Annotated in this window: 18 protein-coding genes; 9 read left to right on the top strand and 9 right to left on the bottom strand. The window is 69.5% G+C overall.

The genetic code is table 11. The annotated features are described in order from the left end of the window. Positions 1–26 precede the first annotated feature (26 nt). Positions 27–110, bottom strand: coding sequence for a putative leader peptide (locus tag QIS96_RS37825; protein WP_349817350.1), 84 nt, complete (start codon positions 108–110; stop codon positions 27–29). Positions 111–240: 130 nt separating this feature from the next. Here QIS96_RS37825 and QIS96_RS09740 point away from each other — a divergent pair, with 130 nt between their 5' ends. Then, positions 241–663, top strand: a complete 423-nt coding sequence (locus QIS96_RS09740; RefSeq protein ID WP_282542057.1) for a secondary thiamine-phosphate synthase enzyme YjbQ — start codon at positions 241–243, stop codon at positions 661–663. Positions 664–1170: 507 nt separating this feature from the next. Here the strand turns inward: QIS96_RS09740 and QIS96_RS09735 are convergent. From QIS96_RS09735 to QIS96_RS09720, 4 genes are all read right to left on the bottom strand, one after another. Next, the gene (locus QIS96_RS09735) at positions 1171–1869 is read right to left on the bottom strand and encodes a hypothetical protein (RefSeq protein WP_282542056.1); all 699 of its coding nucleotides are present in this window, start codon (positions 1867–1869) and stop codon (positions 1171–1173) included. Positions 1870–1888: 19 nt separating this feature from the next. Further along, entirely contained in the window at positions 1889–2680 is a 792-nt protein-coding gene (locus tag QIS96_RS09730) for a WD40 repeat domain-containing protein (RefSeq protein ID WP_282542055.1), read from the bottom strand. Further along, complete coding sequence (locus tag QIS96_RS09725; protein ID WP_282542054.1) at positions 2655–4484, bottom strand: WD40 repeat domain-containing protein; 1830 nt, start codon at positions 4482–4484, stop codon at positions 2655–2657. Before QIS96_RS09725 ends, QIS96_RS09730 begins: the two co-directional genes overlap by 26 nt. Positions 4485–4776: 292 nt before the next feature. Continuing rightward, positions 4777–5424 carry a hypothetical protein gene (locus tag QIS96_RS09720; RefSeq protein WP_282542053.1) on the bottom strand — a complete coding sequence of 216 codons (648 nt, stop codon included), beginning with the start codon at positions 5422–5424 and terminating at the stop codon, positions 4777–4779. 800 nt (positions 5425–6224) lie between these two features. Here QIS96_RS09720 and QIS96_RS09715 point away from each other — a divergent pair. After that, positions 6225–6575: a hypothetical protein gene (locus tag QIS96_RS09715; protein ID WP_282542052.1), complete on the top strand. Its 351-nt coding sequence runs from the start codon at positions 6225–6227 to the stop codon at positions 6573–6575. Continuing rightward, positions 6572–9424: a toll/interleukin-1 receptor domain-containing protein gene (locus QIS96_RS09710; protein ID WP_282542051.1), complete on the top strand. Its 2853-nt coding sequence runs from the start codon at positions 6572–6574 to the stop codon at positions 9422–9424. Before QIS96_RS09715 ends, QIS96_RS09710 begins: the two co-directional genes overlap by 4 nt. 752 nt (positions 9425–10176) lie before the next feature. Here QIS96_RS09710 and QIS96_RS09705 read toward each other — a convergent pair. Beyond that, positions 10177–10383 carry an EF-hand domain-containing protein gene (locus QIS96_RS09705; RefSeq protein WP_282542184.1) on the bottom strand — a complete coding sequence of 69 codons (207 nt, stop codon included), beginning with the start codon at positions 10381–10383 and terminating at the stop codon, positions 10177–10179. Positions 10384–10897: 514 nt separating this feature from the next. Here QIS96_RS09705 and QIS96_RS09700 point away from each other — a divergent pair. From QIS96_RS09700 to QIS96_RS09675, 6 genes are all read left to right on the top strand, one after another. Continuing rightward, a complete protein-coding gene (locus QIS96_RS09700) occupies positions 10898–13663 on the top strand; it encodes a sensor histidine kinase (RefSeq protein ID WP_282542050.1) in 2766 nt (921 codons plus the stop codon). After that, complete coding sequence (locus tag QIS96_RS09695; RefSeq protein ID WP_282542049.1) at positions 13660–14076, top strand: roadblock/LC7 domain-containing protein; 417 nt, start codon at positions 13660–13662, stop codon at positions 14074–14076. Before QIS96_RS09700 ends, QIS96_RS09695 begins: the two co-directional genes overlap by 4 nt. A 92-nt stretch (positions 14077–14168) precedes the next feature. Beyond that, positions 14169–15389, top strand: a complete 1221-nt coding sequence (locus tag QIS96_RS09690; protein ID WP_282542048.1) for an ABC transporter substrate-binding protein — start codon at positions 14169–14171, stop codon at positions 15387–15389. Beyond that, the gene (locus QIS96_RS09685; RefSeq protein WP_282542047.1) at positions 15389–17413 is read left to right on the top strand and encodes a branched-chain amino acid ABC transporter permease; all 2025 of its coding nucleotides are present in this window, start codon (positions 15389–15391) and stop codon (positions 17411–17413) included. Before QIS96_RS09690 ends, QIS96_RS09685 begins: the two co-directional genes overlap by 1 nt. Beyond that, entirely contained in the window at positions 17410–18207 is a 798-nt protein-coding gene (locus tag QIS96_RS09680; protein WP_282542046.1) for an ABC transporter ATP-binding protein, read from the top strand. Before QIS96_RS09685 ends, QIS96_RS09680 begins: the two co-directional genes overlap by 4 nt. After that, positions 18186–18908 (top strand): ABC transporter ATP-binding protein, encoded by a 723-nt coding sequence (locus QIS96_RS09675; protein WP_282542045.1) that lies wholly within the window; start codon positions 18186–18188, stop codon positions 18906–18908. Before QIS96_RS09680 ends, QIS96_RS09675 begins: the two co-directional genes overlap by 22 nt. Positions 18909–18966: 58 nt before the next feature. Here the strand turns inward: QIS96_RS09675 and QIS96_RS09670 are convergent, their stop codons facing one another. The 3 genes from QIS96_RS09670 to QIS96_RS09660 form a co-directional block, all read right to left on the bottom strand. Beyond that, positions 18967–20202, bottom strand: coding sequence for a Rossmann-fold NAD(P)-binding domain-containing protein (locus QIS96_RS09670; protein ID WP_282542044.1), 1236 nt, complete (start codon positions 20200–20202; stop codon positions 18967–18969). Positions 20203–20492: 290 nt separating this feature from the next. After that, positions 20493–21248, bottom strand: a complete 756-nt coding sequence (locus QIS96_RS09665; protein ID WP_282542043.1) for an alpha/beta hydrolase family protein — start codon at positions 21246–21248, stop codon at positions 20493–20495. Between the two features lie 296 nt (positions 21249–21544). Then, a complete protein-coding gene (locus QIS96_RS09660) occupies positions 21545–23002 on the bottom strand; it encodes an amidase family protein (RefSeq protein WP_282542042.1) in 1458 nt (485 codons plus the stop codon). Positions 23003–23022 lie beyond the last annotated feature (20 nt).

The raw sequence follows: 23022 nt of genomic DNA, 5'->3' as shown, positions 1-23022 counted from the left end.
AGAATGAAGTGCGTGACGAAAAGGCGTCAGCAGCCGCGACGACAGGCGGCGGAAGCCACCCGCAGCAGGTCGATGTGACCGCGCGTGGTGAGCAGGGCTGAACGCAACATGCCGCTGAACGTAGCGAGATGATCCACGTACGGTCAACGGCGTCTCGTACTACGGACGTACGCGCCCGACAGGTGGCCGCCACGGTGCCGCCACCGGGCACTCGGCCGCCGGTTGCGCGACGATGACCCCATGTCCGATTCCTTCACCACGTACGTCCTGAACGTCACGACCGGTCCCGCGGAACGAGTCGTCGACCTGACCCGCGACTGCGAACGCTTTCTCGGCGAGGCTGCGGCCGGCCGCGACGGGCTCCTGAACATCTTCGTGCCGCACGCCACCGCGGGCATCGCGGTCATCGAGACGGGCGCGGGCAGCGACGACGACCTCCTCGCCGCCCTCCACACCCTCCTCCCCGCCGACAACCGCTGGCAACACGCCCACGGCTCCCCGGGCCACGGCCGCGACCACGTCCTCCCGGCCCTGGTCCCACCCCACGCGACGCTTCCGGTGGTCAACGGGCGGTTGGAGCTGGGGACTTGGCAGTCGGTGTGCCTGGTGGACACCAACAGGGACAACGCCGACCGGCAGGTTCGGTTGTCGTTCCTCGGGTGACGAGGGCGTCGACTGCAGGTCGGAAGTGCGGCCGTACCAAACGGGTTTCGGGCGGCCCTTTGTCTCAGCCGGCACCTCCTACGGGAACTCCTGGGCGTAGTTGGTGGCCGTCCCGCCCTGCGATGCGGGTGGCCACCCGCAGTCGGCAGCACGCCCAGTGTTGGGGCCTTGAGCCTCAGACAGGGCACTAGAGGTCATCGGCCAACGGCTGCCTGGGGCGCCTCTTCATCGCCCAGGGCCGTCCGTGCTGCCGCTGTGAATGTGTTGATGCGTTCAGTGAGTCTGGTCAACTCGACAGCGTGGCGTTCCACGAACTTGATGTTGAGGTCTGGGGCGCCCACCGAATCGCGCCAGGCGAGAAGGGTCGTGCGTGTGGAGTCCCGTGTGAATGCTGTGGGCTGCTCGCTCTACCGGCGGCGTGCCTTCCTGGGCCACTGCGCGTGATCGACTTTGGCTTGGTGGTGTACCTGTTGACGGCTCGTCCAACTCGATATCGCAGACAACCTGTCATGAGGTGATGCGGGGCGCTCCCGGTGTCAAGTGGTTGCCCTCGCGGCTCCAGAAGGTGGTGGCGTCACCGCTGGGGCAGCAGTGGGAGTCGTTGGGGCGGTACCACTTCTCGTGCACGATGATCCGGCCTGGCTCGAAATCCGCTCGTACGAGGGCCGTGGTGTACGAGGCGGACTTCTGTTGTGGAGTGATCGTGCCGATGGCAGCCAGGTTGTCTCCGACCCGGTCGAACACCACGTAACTGGCCACGAGTTGGGTGTTCTGTGTGGCCCCGTTGTCGTCGCAGCCGACGTAGACGACGGCCTCGTCGTGCTGGTCGCCGTCGGTGTCGCCGTATTGGACCTCGCGGCCGAGGATCAGACGCACTGTGCCCCAGGTCCGGGACGTGGCCACGGCTTGGCCGTCGGCGTTCCATCGGACGAGCCCCGGAACTCCGCAGAAGTCGCCCGGGACGGGGACCTCGGCCCAGTCCACGTCGTGCAAGTCCCGTGGCGCCGGTCCGACGACCTGGGGCGCATCCGGCGACGCGGCGGTGGGGGAGGGGGACGAGGGGCCACGGCCCGGATCCTCGGACCCACCGGCCGACGGTTCGACCCGGGGGCCCGGAGCCGGTGCGTCGCAGGCGCCGGTCATCAGCAGGATCGCGAGGAAGGCCGAGAACGCGGTGAACGAGCCGGTGCGCTGGGAGATTGCCACGGTTTCCTCCGTATCGAGGTCAGGCGCAGGGCGGGTCGTAGGGCCGGTCGGGAAGGTACTGCGCCCACTGCTCGCGGGTGATGGGCGGAGATTCCGCGCACAGCCACTGCAGGATGGCGGTGGGGTCCACGGTCCACAGACGCATGCCTGTGGTGCCGCTGACCGCGAGCGTGCGGCCGTCCGGGCTGAAGCCCACGTTCGCGCCGGGGTAGAGGTTGCCGTCGCTGAGTGCGGTCACCTCGACAGGACGGGTCTGATCCCGCACGTCCCACAGGCGGATACGGCCGTCCAGACCGCCGGTGGCCGCGAGTTCGCCGTCGGGGTGGACGGCGAGCCCGGTGATGTCGTCGGTGTGGCGGGCCGAGGCCCCCTGCCTATCCGGCTGTCCGGGACACGTTACGTCCCAGATGCTGATCGTCCCGGTCTCGTCCCCGACGAACAGGGTGCGGCCCTTCGGCCCGAAGGCAAGGGCCGTCACCCGCCCCTTCGTCCTGGGCAGGTCTCCCGCAGGCCTGGGCGGGGAGTTCCGGCTGACCCACCAGAGGCGTACCGCATTCCCGTCCGGCGCGGCCAGCAGCGCACCGTCCGGACTGAAAGCCAGATCCTGGCGATCCGCACCGGCACCGGCGTCGCCGAGTGTGCCGAGCAGGGTGGGGTGAGCCCTGTCGCCGATGTTCCATACGTGCACCGATTCGCCGGGGGCACCGCGTGCGGCCACCAACGGAAGGACGGGATTGACGGCGAGCCTGCTCGCACCGGCCTTGCGGGCCTCCGCGAGCGTGAGGTCACGCGGGTTCGCCGGGTCGGTCATGTCCCAGGCTGTCAGGGGCATTCCCGAGAACAGCGTGCGTCCGTCCGTGCCTGAAGGCCGTGGCCTGGCCCCCGTGGTCGACCGTCTCCACCGTTGCCAGTCGACGCGGCGCTCCGGCGTCGCCGATCTGCCACACGGTGGTGGGTTCACCGCCCGCGGCCAGCAGGCGGCTGTCCGGATCGAAGGCCGGCGGATAGATGCCCTCGGTCGGCAGCGTCGTGGACGTGGAGGTCCGCTCGCTCCCCGACACGGCCCACAGCCGCAGGGTCGTGTCACTGGTGACGCCGAAGCCGTCGTCGACGCCCACCGAGGCCAGGGTCTGCCCGTCCGGGCTGAAGGAGAGACCGCCGACCGTCGTCGGGCGGTTGCTCAGCCGGGCGCCGGATCGGGGGCGTACGGGGTCGGACACATCCCAGAGGGCGACGGTGCCGTCGCTGTCCCCGGCCGCCAGGGTGCTCTCGTCGGGGGAGAAGGCTACGGACTGGAAACCGAAGCGGCTTTGCCCGGACAGCTTCGGTCTTGCGACCGGACGGGCGGGGTCTGCCACATCCCACAGCCGCACCTGGCTGTCGTCGCCGGCGACAGCGAGCAGGTGGCCGTTCGGGCTCAACCGCGCACGTTGTCGAGCTTCGGAGAGGTCGACCTGCGGTGCTGAGGCGACCGTGGTGACCAGGCGCGGACGAGCCGAGTTCGGCATGGTCCACAGCTGCAGGCGTCCCCGGTACTCGCCTTTCTTGCTTCTTTCCTCGGAGACCAGCAGATCGCCCTTCGGGCTCACTGCCACCGGATAGTCCGGCAGGCGATCGAGGGGCCTCGGTCGAGCGGGATCCGAGACGTCGAGGACTGCGCCGGCCTTCCCTGTCATGACGAACAGCCGCCCCCCGGAGGTAAGAGCGAGGACAAGAACCTCCTTGCGACCGGCCACCGCCGGCGTCGCCCCCAAGGTTCTGGGGGTGTTGCCGTCCGTCACGTCCAGCAGCCGTACTCTGCCTGTGGTCTCGCCGAGCGCAAGGAGTCGGCCGTCGGGACTGAACGCGACTGCGGTCACTGGGCGTTCGATGGACTTCGTGAAGAGTGGCTGTGTCCCGCGCGCGGGGGCGAGGAGCCGGATGCCGGTGCCGTCGGCCATTGCCAGCAGCCCTCGGCTGCTGTACGCGGCCGCGCGGACGGGACCGCGACCGCGGATCACCCGGGGAATGGCCTGGCTCTCGACAAGCGCGCCTACTGCCTCGGCAGTAGGCGCAAGCCGGTAGGCCTGAACCATCAACTGGCGTGCCAGGTCGGGTTGGCTGTCTCTGATCGACGCTGCCTCGGCCACTAGTTGACGGGACTGCGCGACCAGGGTCTGGGCGCGTGCGCTGTTGCGCTGGATGTACGCGGTGACGCCGCCGGCTATGGCGAGGAGCAGCAACACGGTGAGTAACGAGACTGTCGCCTGCACCAGACGGCGCGTCTGGCGGCGCAGCCGTACGTGGTCGCCGATCAACTCGTCCTTGGACTTGCCCGTCAAAGGCGCCACGAATTCCGCGACGCATTCGACCAGGCGCGGGTCAGCCGCACTGGCTTGCTCCGGACCGCGCAGCCAACGCAGGTCGACCCAGCGGGGTTCCGCGTCGAATGCCTGGTCCATCTCCTCCTGCGGCAGGGCGTCCGTCCGCGACCAGTCGAACGTCGCCCTGTCCGAGTCCCAGACCAGCGTGCCGTCGGTCCAGCCGATGAGCAGCGTCTCGGCCGACCGGTGGGCGAGCCACCAGCGGATCTCCCGCCGTACCCACGGGGATGCGGCGGCCGACGGGCTCGCCATCACCACCAGCCACCGGGAGTGGGACAGGCCCTTCCTCGATCTCCTGCCAGAGGTGGGGACTTGCCGCGAGATTGGTCTCGTCCCGGAACAGCTTGAGGCTCCTCGGTCGGTACCAGGGGCGATCGAAGCTCTGCAGCGCGTCCTGGAAGGCCTTCGCGACTTCTCTGTCCCAGACATGGCTGTACGAGATGAACGCGTCGTAGCCGCTTTCCTCGCCCTCGTGGTCGACGTCCCCACTGCGCTTGCTACTCACCGTCCCACCTCCCCGTCCCCGTCCCTGTCCCCGGGACAGTCACCGCGCAGCCGGACCGTTTCCGGCCGCAGGGGTCGGGCTCCCCTCGGGTCTGTCGTCGGAGGCCCGGGGGAGGGGAACATGTACCACGAGGGGCTCGGGTTCACGGACCCCGGCGAGGCGGGCGAATCCGATCGCGTAGTCGTGGATGGCGTGCTGCACCCGCTGGAGTTCGGCCCGGCAGGCGGCGTTGTCCGGCCAGTCGGATTCCGGGCTTTCGGGGTGTGCCCTTTCGAACTCCCGCAGCCGTGGGTGCCATTGGGACAGGAACGGCCTCAACTCCCGGTTCAGCATGGTGATCGCGAGGTATTCGACCGTCTGCTCGCCCGGGACCGGGGCGGAGGGGCGGGCGGCCTTCAGCGTCTCCCGCGCGGTGGAGAAAAGTCCGTAGATCGACGTGAGCGCCTCCCGGAGAACGCCCTCGTCGCTGGCGAGTGGCTGCGTCGAGACCCGGGTCACCGTCTCGACGAACATGCGCCAGGCGACCTGACGGGAGTCGTTGTTGACGGTGAATGTGAGCTCGCTCAACTGCGGGATCGTGACCTTCACTTCGGTGAGTTGAGCGAGCCGCCGGTACCACCGCACCGCGAGGACGGTCACGGCGCCCACGACACCGCCCGTGACTACGAACAGGGTGCGGCTGGTCACCTGCGTGAGACTGAAGACTCCCAGACCCGCGAGCGAGCCGACGGCCGTCGCCGCGACGAGCCGGGCGATCAGGCCGCCACTGATCCTCCAACGACGTTGCCCTCCAGCACTGCGACGGCCTAACTGTCCGCTCATCTGCCCGTTCGCCCCCGTTGTTCGCACGCGTGCCTAGTCCAGTTGAGAAGAAAGTAGCGCCACAGCAGGGAATGGAGTAGACGGCCCAGCCGCCCGAATGATCAACGACCTGCTGTACGGCCTGGCCAGTCAGCCCCTGTCCACCGGGGAGCCGGGCCGATTCCTGGAAGGTACGGACGTGGGGTGCCTTGCCGCCGAGGGGTACGCGGTGATGAGTTCGCGGGTGGCCGAATCTCATGGAAGTTTCCCCGTACTGCACATCCAACTGGGTAGAATCCCTCGTTGCTGTCCAGTCGATTGACCATTCGGACACAGGGGGGAACTTCATGCCTGCTAGCCCTTTCCAGGGGTTACGTAGGCAGCTTCCAGACCGCATATTCGGCCCACTCAAGTCTCGCACTGCGGTGCTGGCCTCAGCTCTCGTGATGCTATTCGCCGCCGGCTGTACCGACGGTTCGAGTGGGGCGCCCCGCTCTGCGCAAGCAACTCCATCACCCGTTTCGTTCCCGTCCAGTCCGCCTGATTCCGCGAAATGCCCAGGTGAGGTGCTCGATCATAGAGACATCAAGCATCCCAAGCTCGGAGCGGTCCGCGTATTTCTCGTCAGGCGGGACGACTCCCGCACTCCCGTCGGATGTATCGCGGCCGTCGCGGGAAGCGGTCAGGTGCTGGAATCCATCGGCGTGGACATCTACGAAAAAGAGTTGCGTTTCGCTGCCCCCGCGTCCGACGCCACCAAAAACACCTTCGTGATCTACAACCCGGGCCGCTACAACGGGGTGCTGGTTCTCGTGCCCGACGTGGGCGGGTTCGAGGACATCGGCTGGTCGAGTCCGGACAGCTTCTACAGCGGAGGGAAGCTTGCCTATTACGACGCTCGCCTTGTTGGCCCCGGAAAAGACGGGCGTTACGCGATAGTCAAGTCCGAAAATTCCTGCAACCCCAGCTGCGCCGAGGGTGCTATTAGAAGCGTCACCCTGCACTGGAACGGCCACGAATACCTGCCAGCCGCATGAAGCCGAAGTGGTTGTTTCTTCGGCTTCGGATTCCCGGCCCGGCGCTCAATTGGTTGCGGTCGCGCGTAGCCCGGTGCAGGCGGATAAGGACCGAACTCGGGTACGGCGCCTTCCTCTCTTATAGTGGGGATCGTGACCGGCAATGGCTGCCGCACCTGCAACGGGCCATCGAGAAGCAGTCCCGCCCCTGGTACAGGCCACCCCGCATCAGAGTTTTCCTCGACGACAGCGGAGTATCGATCGGTCCACGGCTCTGGGGAAAGATCGAGGCCGGCCTTGCCCGCTCTGAATGGCTCGTGGTCATGGCGTCGCCAGATTCGAAAGAATCGACATGGGTCGACCGGGAAATCGAGTGGTGGCTGAAACATAAGTCGGTCGACACCATCTTGCTTGTTGTGTCTGACGGACAGTTGGTGTGGGACGAACAGCGGGGTGACTGGAATGCGGAACTCTCGACAGCGCTCCCCGCCCGCTTGGCAGGTAAGTTCGAGCAGCAACCGGTCTGGAAAACCGTAGACCTGCACAGCCCCGACAACGGCACGGATCCGCTGCCGGATATCGACAGTGTCGCGCTCGGTATCGCGTCCGTCGTACGGGGCCTTCCCGAGGACGACCTCAAGTCGGAAGGCATGCGCGACACGAGGCGCAACCTGCGAACGGCCAGATTCGTCGCGGCCATATTGGGTCTGCTCCTCCTGATCACCAGCACGGTGTCAGTGATTGCGCTGGTCCAACGCGCCGAGGCCACCCGCCAGCGTGACCATGCCGTCGCGCAGCAATTGATCAGTCAGAGCTCCTTCCTTGCGACCCGTGACCCCTTCGCCGCTCGGTTGAAAGCGTTGGCGGCCTGGCGGATCGATCCAACTCCCGAATCGCGTCTCGCAGTTCTCAATGCTGCCGTCAACCCGCAGACCGGGTTGCTCGGGCATTCCTGGCCCGTCGGATCGGTGGCCTTCAGCCCGGACGGCAAGACGATCGCCTCCGGCAGCGGCGACGGCATCGTGCGCCTCTGGGACGCGGCCACTCAGCGGAAGATCGGGGACTCGTTCGTCGGACACAACAGGGGCGTCACGTCGGTGGTTTTCGCGTCGGACGGCAAGACCCTGGCCAGCTCGAGTTTCGACGGAACCGTCCGGATCTGGAACATCGCCGACCGCGATCAGATCGGTGACGCGTTCCGTCCCCGTTCCGGGATGGTCTATTCGGTTGCCTTCAGTCCTGATGGAAGGACTCTCGTCACCGGTGGCGAGAACGGTTCCGGGGCTGCCGTACGGATATACGACCTGGAGACACATCGCCAGATCGGCAAACTACTCGGAGGGCGAACCAACTCTGTCACCACAGTGGCCTTCAGCCCCGACGGCAAGTCCTTCGCCACCGGAAGCGATAACGGGCTGCAGCTCTGGGACGCCAACTCTCATGCGCCGCTCGGCAAAGCACTGGGACCAGCGAACATCAGCGTCTCATCGGTCTCTTTCAGTCGAGACGGCAAAACCATCGCCTCCGCCGGTTCCGACGGCAGCGTGCGGATCTGGACCACGTCCGTGGGAAGACTCGTCGGAAAGCCGTCTACTGTCGAGGCAGGGCGGGTCGATTCGGTGGAATTGAGCCCCGATGGTGCGATGTTCGCCGCCTCCTACGCGGATGGCAGCGTGCACCTCTGGGACGTCTCTCGGCGCGTCAGGGTGGGAGGGCCTTTCACCGGCCATACGAGTACGGTCAGCGCCGTGGACTTCAGCCCGGAGGGTTCCACTCTCGCAAGTGCGAGCGAAGACACCACAGTTCGGCTGTGGGATGTCCGCGCGCAACGGCAGATCGGACCGTCGATCAATACCGGGAGTGCCGATTCCATTGTGCTCAGTCCCGACGGCCGTACCTTGGCTGCGGCCGGCTCTGAAACCGGACTTCGATTCTGGGACATGGCTGAACGTCGCCCGGTCGGCGACCCCTTGGAGAAGGGTGAGCTGGGCCTGGGACCTGCGATCGCCTTCAGCCCCGACAGCACCATGCTGGCCATGGTCTCGGGCAGCACAAGGCCCCGGGTGAAACTCTGGGACGTCAGAACGCGCCGCCAGATCGGCAAGTCGATGCGAGGCCACAGCGGCGACATCCTCGACCTGGCCTTCAGTCCCAATGGCAAGACCCTCGTCAGTTCCGGCACGGACTCCCTGCATACATGGAATCCGGTGACCTCCCTGCGTACCTGGGATCCGGCGACACAGCGTCAGGTCGGCAGACCACTCAAGGACATGGGAGTGCCCGAGTTCAGCCTTGACGGCCGTCTGTTCGCCACTATGAGGGAGGGCAACACAGTGGTGTTCTGGGATGCCGCCACGCGGCGCCGAATCGGCGGGTCGCGCTCCGGCCACACCGCCGAAATCAGAAGTATCGCCTTCAGCCCGGACAGCTCCCTGTTGGCAACCGCAAGCCGCGACAACACCGTCCGGCTATGGAGCGTGGCCACGCGGAAGGAGAACGGCGAGCCGCTGACCGGCCATCGGAGCGGTGTGCTCTCGGTCGCGTTCAGTCGCGATGGGAAAACAATGGTCACCGGCAGTATGGATGGGACGGTCAGGCTCTGGGACGTCGCTTCCCGGCGACAGATCGGCGAGCCGCTCGAAGGGCACGGCGCTGCTGTCACCGGCGCGGTCTTCCGCCCTGACGGCAAGACGATTGCCAGCTGGAGCGAAGACAACACGGTACGGCTCTGGGATGTCGACGCGACGGTGGATCCGGTGCACTCGCTGTGCAAGTGGGCAAACGGAGCCTTCACCGCCGACCAGTGGCGCGCTCACGTCCCTGAGGGGCCCGCCTACCGGAGGCTGTGTCCGAAGGCCGAACCAGGATGACCGGATGGGCTGGGCGCTGTGGGTGTGTATGCGTGGGGGGCTACGGCTCGACCTGCTGTGACCCGAGCAACAGCACCCGGCTCAGCGGTGTGCCCGTGGCCTCGGCTCTGGCTGTGCGAGTACCTCGCTTAACCTGGGTCGCCCTAACGGAGTTTGGCGGACACCAACAGGGACAACGCCGACCGGCAGGTGCGGTTGAGCTTCCTCGGATAGGGCGTCGGATCGGTTCGGGCTGTGGGTGGCAAGTCAGGCCGTGCCCACTGACCTTGCCAGTGACTCTGGCTCGTGTTGTCGATTGCCTCCCCGCCGGCCTGTGCCGGGAGGCAACCGGATTGCGGGCCAAGTGCCGTTGCCGTCTGGGCGGTCCCGCACGACGGACACTATGTGCCATCTGCGACAGGAGCACGAGCTCGAATCCCGACGACAGCTGGACAGTCAGCTTCCACAACAGCTCTGCCACTGAGGAGTATTCCGTTCGGCCCGTTGCCTACTGTTCGCCGTGACGGCGCGGCGCGGTGATACCGACGGGACGGCCTGGGCCGGGCTGGTTTCCGCCGTGCCGCGAGGGCCCCTGGCAGGGTTGGGCCGCGTGCGAAGACTCACCGCCCCGCGGGGCCCGGCGGCGATCGTCCGGTGACGGGTCGGGTCCCGCTATCGGAGGTAACACCACCATGCCTGGGGCCCGTTGAGGCATACGCGCCTGTGCCCCCGGAACGGCGGGTTCGGGGGGGGCACAGGCGGTGGTGCGGTGGTCAGAGCCCCATGGAGGCCCGGAACTCCTCGAACGAGACCTTCCGGTCACCGTCGCTGTCGATGGTGTCGATGAGGTCTTGCGCGGCCTCGGCGGTGACACCCGGGTCGCCGAGCTCCGCGACGACCTGCCGGTACTCTTCGGCAGTCAACTGCCCGTCCCCGTCGACGTCGTACCGGTCGAAGACCTTCCGCGCCGCGGCTGTCATGTCGACCACTTGGTCCCCATTTCCTTGCTGTTTCAAGACCGCCCCACTCTAGGGCCTACGAGTACCCGGTCCCGCAGCGCCCACTGCTCCCGTCCGTACGGCGGTGGTGCCTCTGAACTCGTAGATGCAGGCGACCCGTTGGTCGCACCGATCTTCCCGCTCCGCTCCACTTCCTGGCCGACGCCACCTCGCACCGCCCCTGCCCCGGTGGCGATGCGGTTTCGGAAAGTGTTGATGCTGCTGGGCTCCCGTGTGCTCGAAACGGGGCCTCGCGCCGGGACGTTTGGTGATCATTGTCCAGCAAAATGTTGATCAATTACGATCACGATGTGATGCAGATCACGCCCCTGATCAGGCCTTTTCTTGTGCGGGGCGGTCCTCCCCTCCCGCGGGCGACCTAGCATCGACACGCGCTGCACGGGGGATACGGTCAACTCGCATACAACATAGGCGAGTTGGCTCTCTGCGCTGCCGCACCCTTGGAACTTCCAACTGCAGTTCAGGTGTCGCATTGATGTCATTACCCCTGCTCCGACCAAGCAAGGGGCTCGGCGGAGGTGCCCGTACCGCCAGGATCTCGCATCGTCTGATCCTGCTGGTGGCGGTGCCGCTCGCCGTAGCTGTCGCCTTCGCCGGACGGGCCCTGGCCCCGTCGACCGGACAGGCCGTCCAGGCCGTACGACTGGAGGCGGCGATCGAAGTAGCGCAAGCGGCCAGTGATCTGACGTACCGATTACAGCGCGAACGCGCGGAAGGTTCGATGCAGGTCACCTCTGCGCGGAGGTCCGGAGAGCGGTTCGGGAAGCTCGCCCGGGACACCGACGAGAGCGTCGCACGCTACCGGGAGAAGCGCGCGGGGCTCTCTTCCATGCCGTCCGCCACGAACGCGACACTGCAGAGGATCGACAAGTCTCTGGACAGGATCGCGTCGCTGCGCGCCCAAGTGCGCTCCGGTGTCGACTCCTTGTCCTCCGTGGCGTTCGGTTACCGCATCGCCATCGCCGACCTCGTTTCCTTCCGCGACAGCATCGCGCAGGCCGACGGGGTGAAGGCGGAGGTGGCCGACCACATCCGAGCCGCCGCCGCGCTGTCGGAGGCGGCCGAGCACGTCGCCCTGCAGGAGGTCGCCGTCGTACGGGCGCTCTCCGACGGCGGTTTCACGCCCGCCTCGCTCCAGACGTTCGAGGCGACCCGGCTCGGCTACACGGATGCATACGAGACCGTCACCGCGGTCGGGCCTGCGCAGTGGCGTACCTGGATGGAACGCACGCTGTCCGGGCCGAGAGCGACGGCGGCCGAGAAGCTCGCCGCCGAAGCGGCCCGCAGCGCCGCGGGGGAGCGGCTGGACATCAGCCGCACCGCCTGGACCGACGCCATGGCCGACCGGCAGGAGCTGTTGCGGTCGGTGGTGGGGCGGGCGGACGCCGACCTGCTCGACACCGTCACCGAGGAGCGCACCCGCCTCGTCTGGTGGGCGGTGTCCGAACTGGCCCTGGTCGTCCTCATGTTGGTGGCCGTCCTGCTCATCGCCGTACGACTCGGCCGCGACCTGATCCGCAGGCTCCGGGACCTGCGTGACGCCGCGCACGAAGTGGCGCACAAGCGCCTGCCCGACGAGGTGCGCAAGCTCGCCCAGCTCGGCTCCGCGGGCCGGGAGACGCCGGACGAGATCGCCCGGCGGGCGGGCACGCCCTTGGTGAACCTCGCCGACGACGAGATGGGCGAGGTGGGACAGGCGTTCAACTCCGTGCACTACGCGGCAGTCCGGCTCGCCGGCGAGCAGGCCCGGTCCCGCGACCGGTTCGCGGAGACCCTGGTGACCGTGGCCCGGCGCGGCGCACGCCTCAACTCGGCTCTGACCGCGCAGCTGAACAGGGTGCAGCGCGACGAGTTGGACCCCAAGCGGATGGAGGCCCTGTTCGCGCTCGACCACCTGGCCATCCGGATGGAGCACAACGCCAACAACCTTCTCGTGCTCGGCGGGGTCGGGGGCGGCAGAGTCCGTCCCGCCGATGCGCCCTGTGTCTCCGTGATCTACGCCGCGGCCCAGCAGATCGAGCATTACGACAGGGTGAGCCTCGGCCACGTCGAGCCCTCGATCACCATGGCCGCACGGGTCGTCGACGACATCGCGCACATGCTCGCCGAACTCCTCGACAACGCCACCCGGTTCTCGCCGCCCGACACCCAAGTCGGCGTGGCTGCCTGGAGCTTGTGGGACCGGGCCGTGATCCAGATAGTCGACGAGGGCATCGGAATGCCGGACGCGCGCCGCACGGCACTCAACGCCGAACTCGCCTCGCCGCAGACCGACATTGGCGCCGTACACACCATGGGCCTGCAGGTCGTGGGGCGTCTCGCGGCCCGGCACGGCATCGTGGTCGAACTGCGCGAGTCCTCCGGGCCCGGAACCATCGTCGAGGTGGTGCTCCCGAGGGAACTGCTCGCCGAACCCGGCATGGACACCCTGGTGCCTGTGCCGCCGCCGCACGCTGCCGTGGGCCCGGCACTCGCGCGGGACCACACCGGCCCGAACGAGAACCACACCGGCCCGAACGAGAACCACACCGGGCCGGACGAGGGTGAAGCGGGTCAGGAACCCGAGACCGCCCGCTCGCACGACGAGGAGAGCGGTGCCCCGGCAACCGCCGGAAGGCCGTTGCCCGCGCTCCCGGTGCGGCCGCAGGACAGCGGTGGCCGCCTGACCACGGCCCTCCGCCCCCGCCCTGCGGAGCACGCGGAGCACGCAGCGGGCACAGAGGACGCGACGTACGCCGAGAACGCAGCACCTGCGGATCGCGCGGAGCCCGCGCAACAGCGCGCAACGGCCCCGTCTCGCTCCGGTGTCCGTACGACCGGGCGGGCACCGGGCAGTGCCGTCCCCGTGGAGAGCAGGATCGCCGGGGTGAGCGCCTCCGGTCTGCCGATCCGCAAGCGGGCCGCGCCCGGCGGTCCGACGCAGCCCACACCCACGCGCCCGGCGGCGGGAGAGCACGACTCGGCGACACGTGCCCGCAAGGTGCCGCGCCGCCGGGACTCCCGGCAGGTCTCCGACGTCTTCTCGGCCTACGCCCAAGGCATCAGCCGCAGCACCCGTCGTAGTTCCCCCGGTTCCCCCGACCGCAGAGCCGACGCCGGGGGCACGACCGGCACGCAGACCACCGGTACGCAAAGCACTGGCACGCAGACGACCGCCACGCAAACCACCCGCACGCAGACGACCGGTACGCAGACCACCACCGGCTCGCCCGACGACAGCACACAACGGAGCACGCGATGACCCAACCCGAACCAGTCGGTTCCCTTGACTGGCTGCTCAGCGACTTCGCCCGCCGAGTCCCCGAAGTCACGCACGCTCTCGCGGTCTCCGTCGACGGGCTCGCCCTGGCCTTCACGGGCCTCGACCAGGACGACGCCGACCGTCTCGCCGCCATCTCCGCGGGACTGGTCAACCTGATGTCCGGCGCGGCGCAGTTGCTGCGGACCGACCCGGTGGAGCACAGCCTCACCGCGATGGACGGCGGCTACCTCTTCGCGATGGCGGTCTCGAGCGGCGCCTCCCTCGTCGTCGTCACCACCCGCGAGGCCGACATCGGCGAAGTCAGCTATTCCATGGCGGAGTTGATCGACCAGGTCGGTGGCGCCCTGTCCCCGCAGATCCGCGACGCAGGCAGTCCGGAGCACGCCCACTGACCCGCCGAAAACCCCGCCCGCCCACGCCCCCGCCCACGCCCCTGTCCACGACGCCCTCCATACCGCTCGTACCACCCCTTGGAGTCCCTGTCATGAACAACGTCCTCACAGCCCGTCGCTCCGACCGGCGCAGAAAGCGCGCGGGCGGTGCCGCACTGGTGGCCCTCGCGATGACCGCGGTCGCGGGCTGCAGCGGCAGCGCTGCCTCCGGAGGCGGCGACGACACCCTCAAGGTCGGTGTTCTTGTGCCGTTGTCGGGAACGTACGAGGCGATCGGCAAGGACATGCGCGACGGCTTCCAGCTCTACCTGGACACACACGGCAACAAGCTCGGCGGGCGCAAGGTGGAACTGACGCAGGCCGACGAGGGCGACGGGGCGCCGACCGCGGTGCCCGCCGCCACCAAGCTCATCAAGAAGGACGACGTCGACGTGATAGCCGGCGTCGGCGGCGGTGGCTCCTTCGCCGCCGTCCAGCCCCTCGTCACCAAGAACAAGGTGCCCCTGCTCGCCACCGGCGGCCGCCCCACCAAGACCGACGTGAAGTGGATCTGGAGCACGAGCTTCCTCTCCGAGGAGCCGGGTGAGGCCATCGCCCAGCACATCAAGGACGAGGTGGACGGCCTCGTCTACGCGATAGGCCCCGACTACCAGGGTGGTTACGACGAGATGCGCGGCTTCACCGAGGCCTTCGCCAAGGCCGACGGCAAGCTCGCCAACCCGGACGGCAAGACCAAGTGGACGCCGTTCCCCAAGACCACCAACTTCACCCCGTACTTCAACGACATCGCCAAGACCGACGCCAAGGCGGTCTACTGCTTCTACGCCGGCAAGGCCGCGATCGACTTCGTGAAGCAGTACAAGCAGTCCGACGTGGCCGACCTGCCGCTGTACTCGCCCGGCTTCCTCACCGAGGGCGGCACGCTGCCGGCCGAGGGCGAGGCGGCCAAGGACATCTACTCCGTGCTCAACTACGCGGCCGACCTCGACAACGAGGCCAACCGCCAGTTCGTCGCCGACTGGACCGCCAAGCACGACCTGCCGCCCACCACCTACGCGATGTCCGCGTACGACGCCGCCGCAGTGCTCGACAAGGCCGTCGGGGATCTTGCCGAGGACGGCAAGGAGATCACGTCCGAGAGCATCAACGAGGCCGTCGGCGACCTCGGGCGGATCGACAGCCCGCGCGGCTCCTGGGAGTTCAGCAAGACCACCCACTCGCCCGTGCAGAAGTGGTACCTGCGCCAAGTGAAGCGCGACGGCGAACAGTTGGCGAACGTCGTCGTCCAGGACCTGGCGACGCTCGGCAGCTGATGGGGGTCCTCGACGCTCAGCTCGTCCCCGCGGTCGACGGAGTCGCCTACGGTCTGCTGCTGTTCGTGGTGTCCGCCGGACTGAGCCTGGCGTTCGGCACCGCGGGCGTGCTGAACCTCGCGCACGGCACGCTGTACGCGATCGGCGCCGCCACGGGTGCCGAACTGAGCGACGGCACCTGGGGCGGTCTGTTGCTCGGCCTGCTCGCGGGAACGGCGGCGGCCGGGGGAGCGGGGGCGCTCCTCGCCGCCGCCGCCGAACCTCTCGCCCGGCGCGGCCATCTCGCCCAGGCGCTGCTGACCTTCGGGCTCGCCCTGATCGGCGGCAACCTGCTCACCGCGGTCTTCGGCTCCGACGAACTGCCGGTACGGGTACCGGGGGCCCTCGACACCTCCGTGTCCCTGCTCGGCCACAGGTACCCGGCGTACCGCCTGGTGTTCATCGTGATGGCCGTGCTGCTCGCCGCCTTCGGCACCTGGGTGCTCACCCGCACCCGCGCGGGCGCGGCGGTGCGCGCCGCCGCCGACGACCCGCAGATGCTCGCGGCGACCGGCATCAGCCCCCGCCTCGTGCACACCGGTGTGCTCATGGCGGCCGGCGCCCTCGCCGGTGCGGCCGGCGTGCTCGGGGCGCCGATCATCGGTCCGGGCCCCAGTACCGCGGAGACCGTGCTGATGCTCTCGCTGGTGGTCGTCGTCCTCGGTGGTCTTCGCTCGCTGTGGGGCACCCTTCTCGCGGCGATCGCGGTCGGTGAGGTGCAGACACTGGGCGTCTCGCTCGCCCCCGACCTGGCGCCCTACCTCCTCATGGCCGCGATGGCGGGTGCACTGATCCTGCGCCCGCAGCGCGCGACCGCGGCGCCGGAGCCGACGCACCCGGAACAGCCGCCCGCACGCCGGACACCCGCACTCCGGACACCCTCAGCGGCGACCAAGGCGAACAAGGGTGCCCAGGCGATCAAGGGCCGGTCCGCGGCAGCCCTGTCACGGATCGCCGCCCTGCCACGCATCCTGGACGGCACGCCCGCACCCGTGCGTCGGCTCACGCCCCTCGTGCTGCTGCTCGCCCTGCTCGCGGCCGCGCCCTGGATGGTGGACGCCTACACCCTCTCGTTGGCCGGCTACGCCCTCGCCCTCGGCCTGGTCGCCGTCAGCTCCACCGTCCTGACGGGCTACGCGGGCCTCCCGGTGCTCGGCCAGACGGCGCCCTTCGCGGTCGGCGCGTACGTCACCGCGATCGCCGCCGACGAGGGCTTCGCGACCGTGGGACCCGTACAACTCGCCCTGGCCGGCGCCGCCGCGGCGCTGTTCGCGCTGCTCACGGGACCCGCGGTGATCCGGGCCAGGGGCGTCACCGTCCTGATGATCACCCTCGCGATCGGCGAGCTGACGCGCACCGCCGTCGCTCAGATGACGTCCGTCACCGGCGGCACCGACGGCTTCTTCGGCTTCCCCGCGACCCGCCCGCTGTGGGGCGCCGAGCCCCTGGGCGACGAAGTCGGCACGTACCAGTACGTCCTCACCGCAGCCGCAGCCGTCCTCGTCACCACGGTGCTCGTACTCCGAAGCCGGGCAGGGCAGTTGCTCACCGGCGCCCGCAGCGCCGAGGCGCGCATGCGCGCGAGCGGCCACCCGGTCTCCCGCTATCTGCTGCTCGCCTACATCGGCGGCGGCGCCCTCGCCGGGGTCGGCGGTTCCCTGCTCGTGGTCGCGCAGAGTTACGTGTCGCCCGCGGACGTCGGCTTCGAGATCGCCGCCCTGGCGATGCTCGCCGCCGTGATCGGCGGCACCACCTCCGTCGCGGGCACCCTGCTCGGCGTCGCGCTGATCGTCGGCACTCGCGACTGGCTGTCCGGCGCCTGGCCCGGACACGGTCCGCTGCTCCTCGGCGCGCTCTTCGTCGTGTCGGTGTACGTGCTGCCGCGCGGCCTTGCCGGCATCCGGATGCCGATGCCGGGTGTGACCGCTCGGAGCGTCCCGCCTCCGCCCCCGGCCTCGGCCCCGTCCCGGGAGACCGTGTCATGACCGACCGCGACCCCTTGCCGCCGGTTCTCGTCCTGGACGGGCTGACCCGGAGGTACGGCAGCGTGACGGCACTGGACGGTGTCGGCCTGCGGCTGCCGGCCGGGGCCCGGCACGCCGTCATCGGACCCAACGGCGCGGGCAAGACCACCCTGCTCCACCTGATCGCGGGCACGGAACGCCCCGACCGCGGCACGATCGTGCTCGGCGGGCGCGACCTCACCCGTACCGCGCCTGCCCGCCGGGCGCGGCACGGCATTGCGCGCAGTTTCCAACAGCCCACCGTCATCGGAGAGTTGACGGTGCTCGACAACTTGGTCCTGGCCGCCTGGCGCCACCACCCGCGGCGCGAGCGTGTCCCGGCGGCGCGCGAGCAGCTCGCGGCCGTGGGTCTGGGCGACATGGCGCACCGCCTGGCCTCCGAGCTTTCACACGGCCGGCGCGGACTGCTCGATCTCGCGGCGGCCCTGGTCTGCCGCCCCCGCCTGCTGCTCCTCGACGAGCCGGCTGCCGGACTCACCGACCGTGACATCGGGCGGCTGCTCGACGTACTCGGGCAACTCCCCGGGGATGTCGCCATGCTCCTCGTCGAACACCACACCGGGGTGGTCACGCACCTGGCCGACACCGTCACGGTGCTGAAGGACGGAAAGGCCCTGCTCACGGCCCCGACCAACGTGGCCCTCAACCACCCCGACGTGCGCGAGGCCTACCTGGGAGAAGGAACCGGCCACCCGGGACGGGAAGTCGATCACCGGGGAGAGGGGAGCGGACCGTGCTCCACATCAGCGGGCTGACCGCGGGTTACCACGGCGGCACCGTGCTGCACGGCGTCGACGTCGAGGTGCCGCCCGGAACCGTGCACGCCGTCGTCGGGCACAACGGCGCGGGCAAGAGCACGCTCGTCCACACCGTCGCAGGGCTGCTGCGCCCCACGTCGGGGACGGTCCGCCTGGACGCGGTCGACCTGACGGGCCGGCGGGCACACCAAGTGGCAAGGGCGGGCGTCGGGTTGGTCCCGCAGGGCCGCCGGGTCTTCGCCGGGCTGACCGTCGCCGAGCACCTGCGTCTTGCCCACCGGCCGCGCGCGCAGGCAGGACGCCGGGGCACTGCCTGGACGCCGGAGCGCGTCCTCGGTCTGCTGCCCCGCCTCGCCGAGCGCCGGACCAACCGGGGCGCGCAACTCTCCGGCGGCGAGCAGCAGATGCTGGCCCTGGCCAGGGCGCTGCTCGGCAGCCCGCGCGTCCTGCTGCTCGACGAGCCGACGGAGGGCCTCGCGCCAGTGATCGTCGAGCAGATCCAGGGGTTGATCCGTACGCTCGCCGACGAGGGAGTCGCCTCGCTGCTGATGTCGCCGAGCGCGGCACTCGCCCGCGCCTGCGCGGACACGGTCACGGTCCTCACCTCGGGTGCGGTCGCCGCCCGGTTCGACGGCGACGAGGTCCGCGCCGACCCGGCCGCCCTCGACCGGACTCTCGCCCTGACGCCCACGGAGTGACCGGGCCGCGCCACCGGCTGAGGCGAGCCCGGCACCCGGTGGCGCGCCCTCGGCGGTCTTACTCGGGGCTGTCCTTCTGGAGTGCGTGGCCGCCGAAGCCGCTGCTGCGCTCCGGGCCGCCGATCTGCGCCTTCCACCAGGCGTCGAAGTCCGAGGTGCGCATGGTCTCCCAGTCCGGGGTGTCGACGACCTGGGCCTGTCCGAACGTGCGGCCCAGCTCGACCATCGAGGCGCCGAGCGCGGTCCGACCGGTGTCGTACGCCGCGGCGGCCGTCGCCCAGTCGTCGTGTGCCCGCCAGGCCTGCTCCAGGATCAGGGCATCCTGCAGTGCCTTGACCGCCCCGCCGCCGGTGTGCGGCCGGGCGACGGTGGCGGCGTCCCCGGCGAGGGCGAGCCGGCCGCGGGCGTAGTGCGGCACCTCGAGGTCGTAGATGGGCTGGATGAAGGACTCCTCGCGCGGGGTGCGCAGCACGCACTCGGCCCAGTAGGGCGGGAAGTGCTTGTGCACCAAATCCCGTGCGAACGCGTCGAGTTCGGCGCTGAGCTTGCCCGGCGGCAGCGAGGTCGGGGTCTGCAGATCCAGGGGGAGCGCCAGGTGCTCGGGCGGTGTGGTGTAAAGCACCCAGTTGACCCGCATGCCGCCCGCGCCGTCCGGTATTCGGTAGATCACGCAGTGACCGCCGGGGAAGACCACGGTACGCAGATCCGTCCAGACGAGGTCCGGGGAGCCGCACTCGGGCGCACCCCGCGAGGCGCCGCGCCAGCCGAGGTATCCCGCGTACGTGGGTCGGAGGCCGGGGAACAGGGTGTCCCTGACGACGGAGCGGTAACCGTCGGCGCCGATGACGACGTCGAAGCGCTCCCGCCCGCCGGCGGTGAAGTCGAGCGTCACACCCTCGGCGTCCTCCTCCACGGCCGCGATGCTCACGCCGGAGCGGTACTCGACCTCGGCGGGCACTCGCCGGCGCAGCTCACTCCACAGGGAACCCCAGGAGTACGCGCGGAACGGGGTGTCCTGCACTCCGACGGCCCGGCCGAGTTCCGACTCGCCGTCACGTCTCGTCCAGATGCGCTGGTCGACCGGGCTCCACGGCATGTCGGCGTCCGCATACCCGGCGGCTTCCAACTCGGCGTAACGGTCCTGGTGCAGGGTCACGCCCACCCCTCGTTCCTGGAGCCGGTCGGCGGCCCGCTCCAGGATGGTGACCTTCTCCGCGCCGCCCCGTAACGCTGCCAGGGCCGTCGCGCAGCCCGCGATGCTGCCACCGACGACCGCGATGTTGCCGCCAAACATCCAGTGCTCTCCCTCGGGTACCTCTCCGGCACTCCCTGCCGGCGGTCCCGGCTGATCACGGGCGCCCCGGGGTGCCCGTCCATCCCATCATGATCAGGCAACGCCGAGAGGGGAAAGGCGAGGGTTCGGGGTGCGGTTCCGCCAGGAACGCGGACGGTTATGACGAAGAGTCAATTTGCCTTGGGTGTCCGGCGGTTGGGCATATTCGACGATGTCGGCACCGGATTCACCTGCCGGCGCGCAGGAGGAAGCAGCGGCACGGAGAAGTTCACGGCACGCGGAGCCGTTGCTCAGGGCCGTGCCTCGTCCAGGTACTGGTCGGCCCAGGCGCTGATGATGTGCGCGGCCCGCTGTGCCTGCCCGCGCGCGGTCAGCAGGTGGTCCGCTCCTTCGAGCGAGATGAAGCTGCGCGGGTGGCGGGCCTCTTGGAAGATTTCCGCGGCGTTGTCGATGCCGACGGTGGAGTCGGTGGGGGAGTGTGCGACGAGGAGCGGAAGGTTCAGCTCGCCGATCCGGTCGCGCAGGTGTGCCTTGCGGACGTCCTCGACGAAGGCGCGCTTGAGGACGAGGGTGCGCCCGCCGACGAACCACCCGTGCGAGCCGTCGCTGAGCACGCGGTCCAGGACCGAGTCGTACTGCCGCTCGACGTGGCTGGGGTCGACGGGCGCGGCGATCGTGGCCAGCGCGCGCAGGCCCGGTATCTCAGGGGCGGAGGCGAGTGCGGCGGCGCCTCCCCAGGAGTGTCCTACCAGCAGGTCGACGGGTGTCCCGCGCTCGGCCATGAAAGCCGCGGCGCGGACTGTGTCCTGCACCTTGACGGTGAAGGATCCGTCTCCCCAGTCGCCGTCGGAGTCGCCGATGCCGAGGTTGTCGAAGCGCAGCATGCCGATGCCCTCGCGGGCCAGCTGCTTGCAGACGCGTGCGGCGGCCGGCGAGTCCTTGCCGAGGGTGAAGCCGTGCGCGAAGAGCCCCCAACCGCGGACCTCGCCCTCCGGCAGGTCGATCACGCCGGCCAGTTCGGGGCCGACGACGCTCGGGAATCTCACTGTTTCTTTCATTTGTGGTGCTCACCTAGGCAGGAACTGATCAAGAGGAAAGGGCGTACGGGCGACACCGGTCGGCGCCGCCCGCGAGCCGACGAGCAGCATGCCACGTGCTCATGACCATTCTCGACAGACGAGACGCCATCCGCTCGGAGGGCGACCCGGCAGCCCCCGCCGCACAGCGGCTGTTCGCGGATCCGCTCCGCGCGTTCTCGTGCCCGTGGCGCCGGAGGGGGAGGTGGCGGCGTGACTACGGTCCGTTGTTCGTCGCGTACCCGACACCGGAGGGGCGAGGCGCCTCACATCGGCTCGCGCTGCCCGCCGATCGTGCCCACGACGGGAGCCACGCGCGATCCGGTGGCCGCCTGCTGCACTGCGCCGGCGAACCGCAGCACGTCCGCGTCGGCGCCGGGGCGGCCCACCACCTGTACACCCACGGGAAGTCCGTCGTCGGTGAACCCGAACGGAACGGAGGCGGCCGGGAGTCCGGTGACGGTGACACGGGAGCAGGCCCGCATCCAGTCCAGGTAGTGCCGGGTGGGGACGCCGTCCACCTCGGGCGGGTGGTTGAGGGTGACGTCGAAGGGCGCCACTTGGCTCACCGGACAGAGCAGGAACTCGTGGGTTGCCAGGAAGGCGCGGGCCCGTTCGGTGACGGCGTCGCGCTGCTTCTCGGCCCTGCCCAGATCCTCGCCCGTGACCTGGCGCCCCTGGTCGACGTTCCAGACGATGTTCGGCCGCAGCAACTCCCGTTGCTGGTCCACGAGTTCACCGAAGCAGAGCACCTGGTACCAGGCGCGCCAGGTGAGGAAGGCGTCGTCGGCGCCCTCCCAGCCGGGACCGCCCTCGTGGACGTCGCACCCCAGGGCGGCGAGTACCTGCGGCACCAGGGCCAGCACGCGGCTCACCGCAGGATCGACCGGCAGTCCGCCCAGGTCCGCGTCGAAGGCCACGCGACGGCCCGCGGCGTCGAAGGAGCTGCCGAGATCGAAGCTCTCCGGGTACGGCGCGGCGAGCGGAGCGCGTGGATCGGGGGCGCTGAGCACCGCCAGCTGCAGCGCCACGTCCTCGACGCAGCGCCCCAGAGCGCCGTTCGTGGCATACGGGAAGTAGGGCGCCGCCGAGGGCCAGTCCGGTACGCGGCCGACGGACGGCCGCAGACCGACGACGTTGCAGAACGAGGCGGGATTGCGCAGCGAACCGCCCATGTCGGAGCCGTCGGCGATCGGCAGCATGCCGGTCGCGAGCGCGGCGGCCGCACCGCCGCTGCTGCCGCCCGCGCTGCGTGTGAGGTCGTACGGATTGCGGGTGGCGCCGAACACATCGTTGACCGTGTGCGAACCCGCCCCGAACTCAGGTGTGTTGGTCTTGCCGATCAGGATGGCGCCCGCCTCGCGGTAGCGCTCGGCGAGCAGCGCGTCCCGGTCCGGTACATGGCCGGCGTAGGCGCGGGAGCCGTAGGTGGTGCGCAGTCCGGCCGTTTCGACCAGGTCCTTGTGGGCGACCGGGAGGCCGTGCAGCGGACCGAGCGGGCGACCGGTCCTCGCGAAAGTGTCGTCCGCCCGACCGGCTGCCTGGAGGGCCCGCTCGGGGCAGTGCGTGACGATCGCGTTGACCTGCGGATCGACCTCCTCGATACGGCGCTGGAACGCGTCGACGACCTCCCGGCTTGAGATCTCCCCGGCGAGCAGACGGGCCCGCAGTTCGACGGCGGTCAGGCTCCACAAGTGCGTTGCGGTGGTGGGGGAAGAGGTCACGAGGGCTCCTTGGGGGAGGT

Source organism: Streptomyces cavernicola (assembly GCF_029968035.1).
Lineage (GTDB): Bacteria > Actinomycetota > Actinomycetes > Streptomycetales > Streptomycetaceae > Streptomyces > Streptomyces cavernicola.
The sequence above is the reverse complement of the archived record's forward strand: the minus strand, read 5'-3'. Positions and strand labels throughout refer to the sequence as shown.

Excerpts from the sequence above, each read along its gene's own strand:
- QIS96_RS37825 (WP_349817350.1), bottom strand. The coding sequence starts at position 110 with ATGTTGCGTTCAGCCCTGCTCACCACGCGCGGTCACATCGACCTGCTG.
- QIS96_RS09740 (WP_282542057.1), top strand. The coding sequence starts at position 241 with ATGTCCGATTCCTTCACCACGTACGTCCTGAACGTCACGACCGGTCCC.
- QIS96_RS09730 (WP_282542055.1), bottom strand. The coding sequence starts at position 2,680 with ATGACCGACCCGGCGAACCCGCGTGACCTCACGCTCGCGGAGGCCCGC.
- QIS96_RS09725 (WP_282542054.1), bottom strand. The coding sequence starts at position 4,484 with ATGGCGAGCCCGTCGGCCGCCGCATCCCCGTGGGTACGGCGGGAGATC.
- QIS96_RS09710 (WP_282542051.1), top strand. The coding sequence starts at position 6,572 with ATGAAGCCGAAGTGGTTGTTTCTTCGGCTTCGGATTCCCGGCCCGGCG.
- QIS96_RS09705 (WP_282542184.1), bottom strand. The coding sequence starts at position 10,383 with ATGACAGCCGCGGCGCGGAAGGTCTTCGACCGGTACGACGTCGACGGG.
- QIS96_RS09700 (WP_282542050.1), top strand. The coding sequence starts at position 10,898 with ATGTCATTACCCCTGCTCCGACCAAGCAAGGGGCTCGGCGGAGGTGCC.
- QIS96_RS09695 (WP_282542049.1), top strand. The coding sequence starts at position 13,660 with ATGACCCAACCCGAACCAGTCGGTTCCCTTGACTGGCTGCTCAGCGAC.
- QIS96_RS09690 (WP_282542048.1), top strand. The coding sequence starts at position 14,169 with ATGAACAACGTCCTCACAGCCCGTCGCTCCGACCGGCGCAGAAAGCGC.
- QIS96_RS09685 (WP_282542047.1), top strand. The coding sequence starts at position 15,389 with ATGGGGGTCCTCGACGCTCAGCTCGTCCCCGCGGTCGACGGAGTCGCC.
- QIS96_RS09680 (WP_282542046.1), top strand. The coding sequence starts at position 17,410 with ATGACCGACCGCGACCCCTTGCCGCCGGTTCTCGTCCTGGACGGGCTG.
- QIS96_RS09670 (WP_282542044.1), bottom strand. The coding sequence starts at position 20,202 with ATGTTTGGCGGCAACATCGCGGTCGTCGGTGGCAGCATCGCGGGCTGC.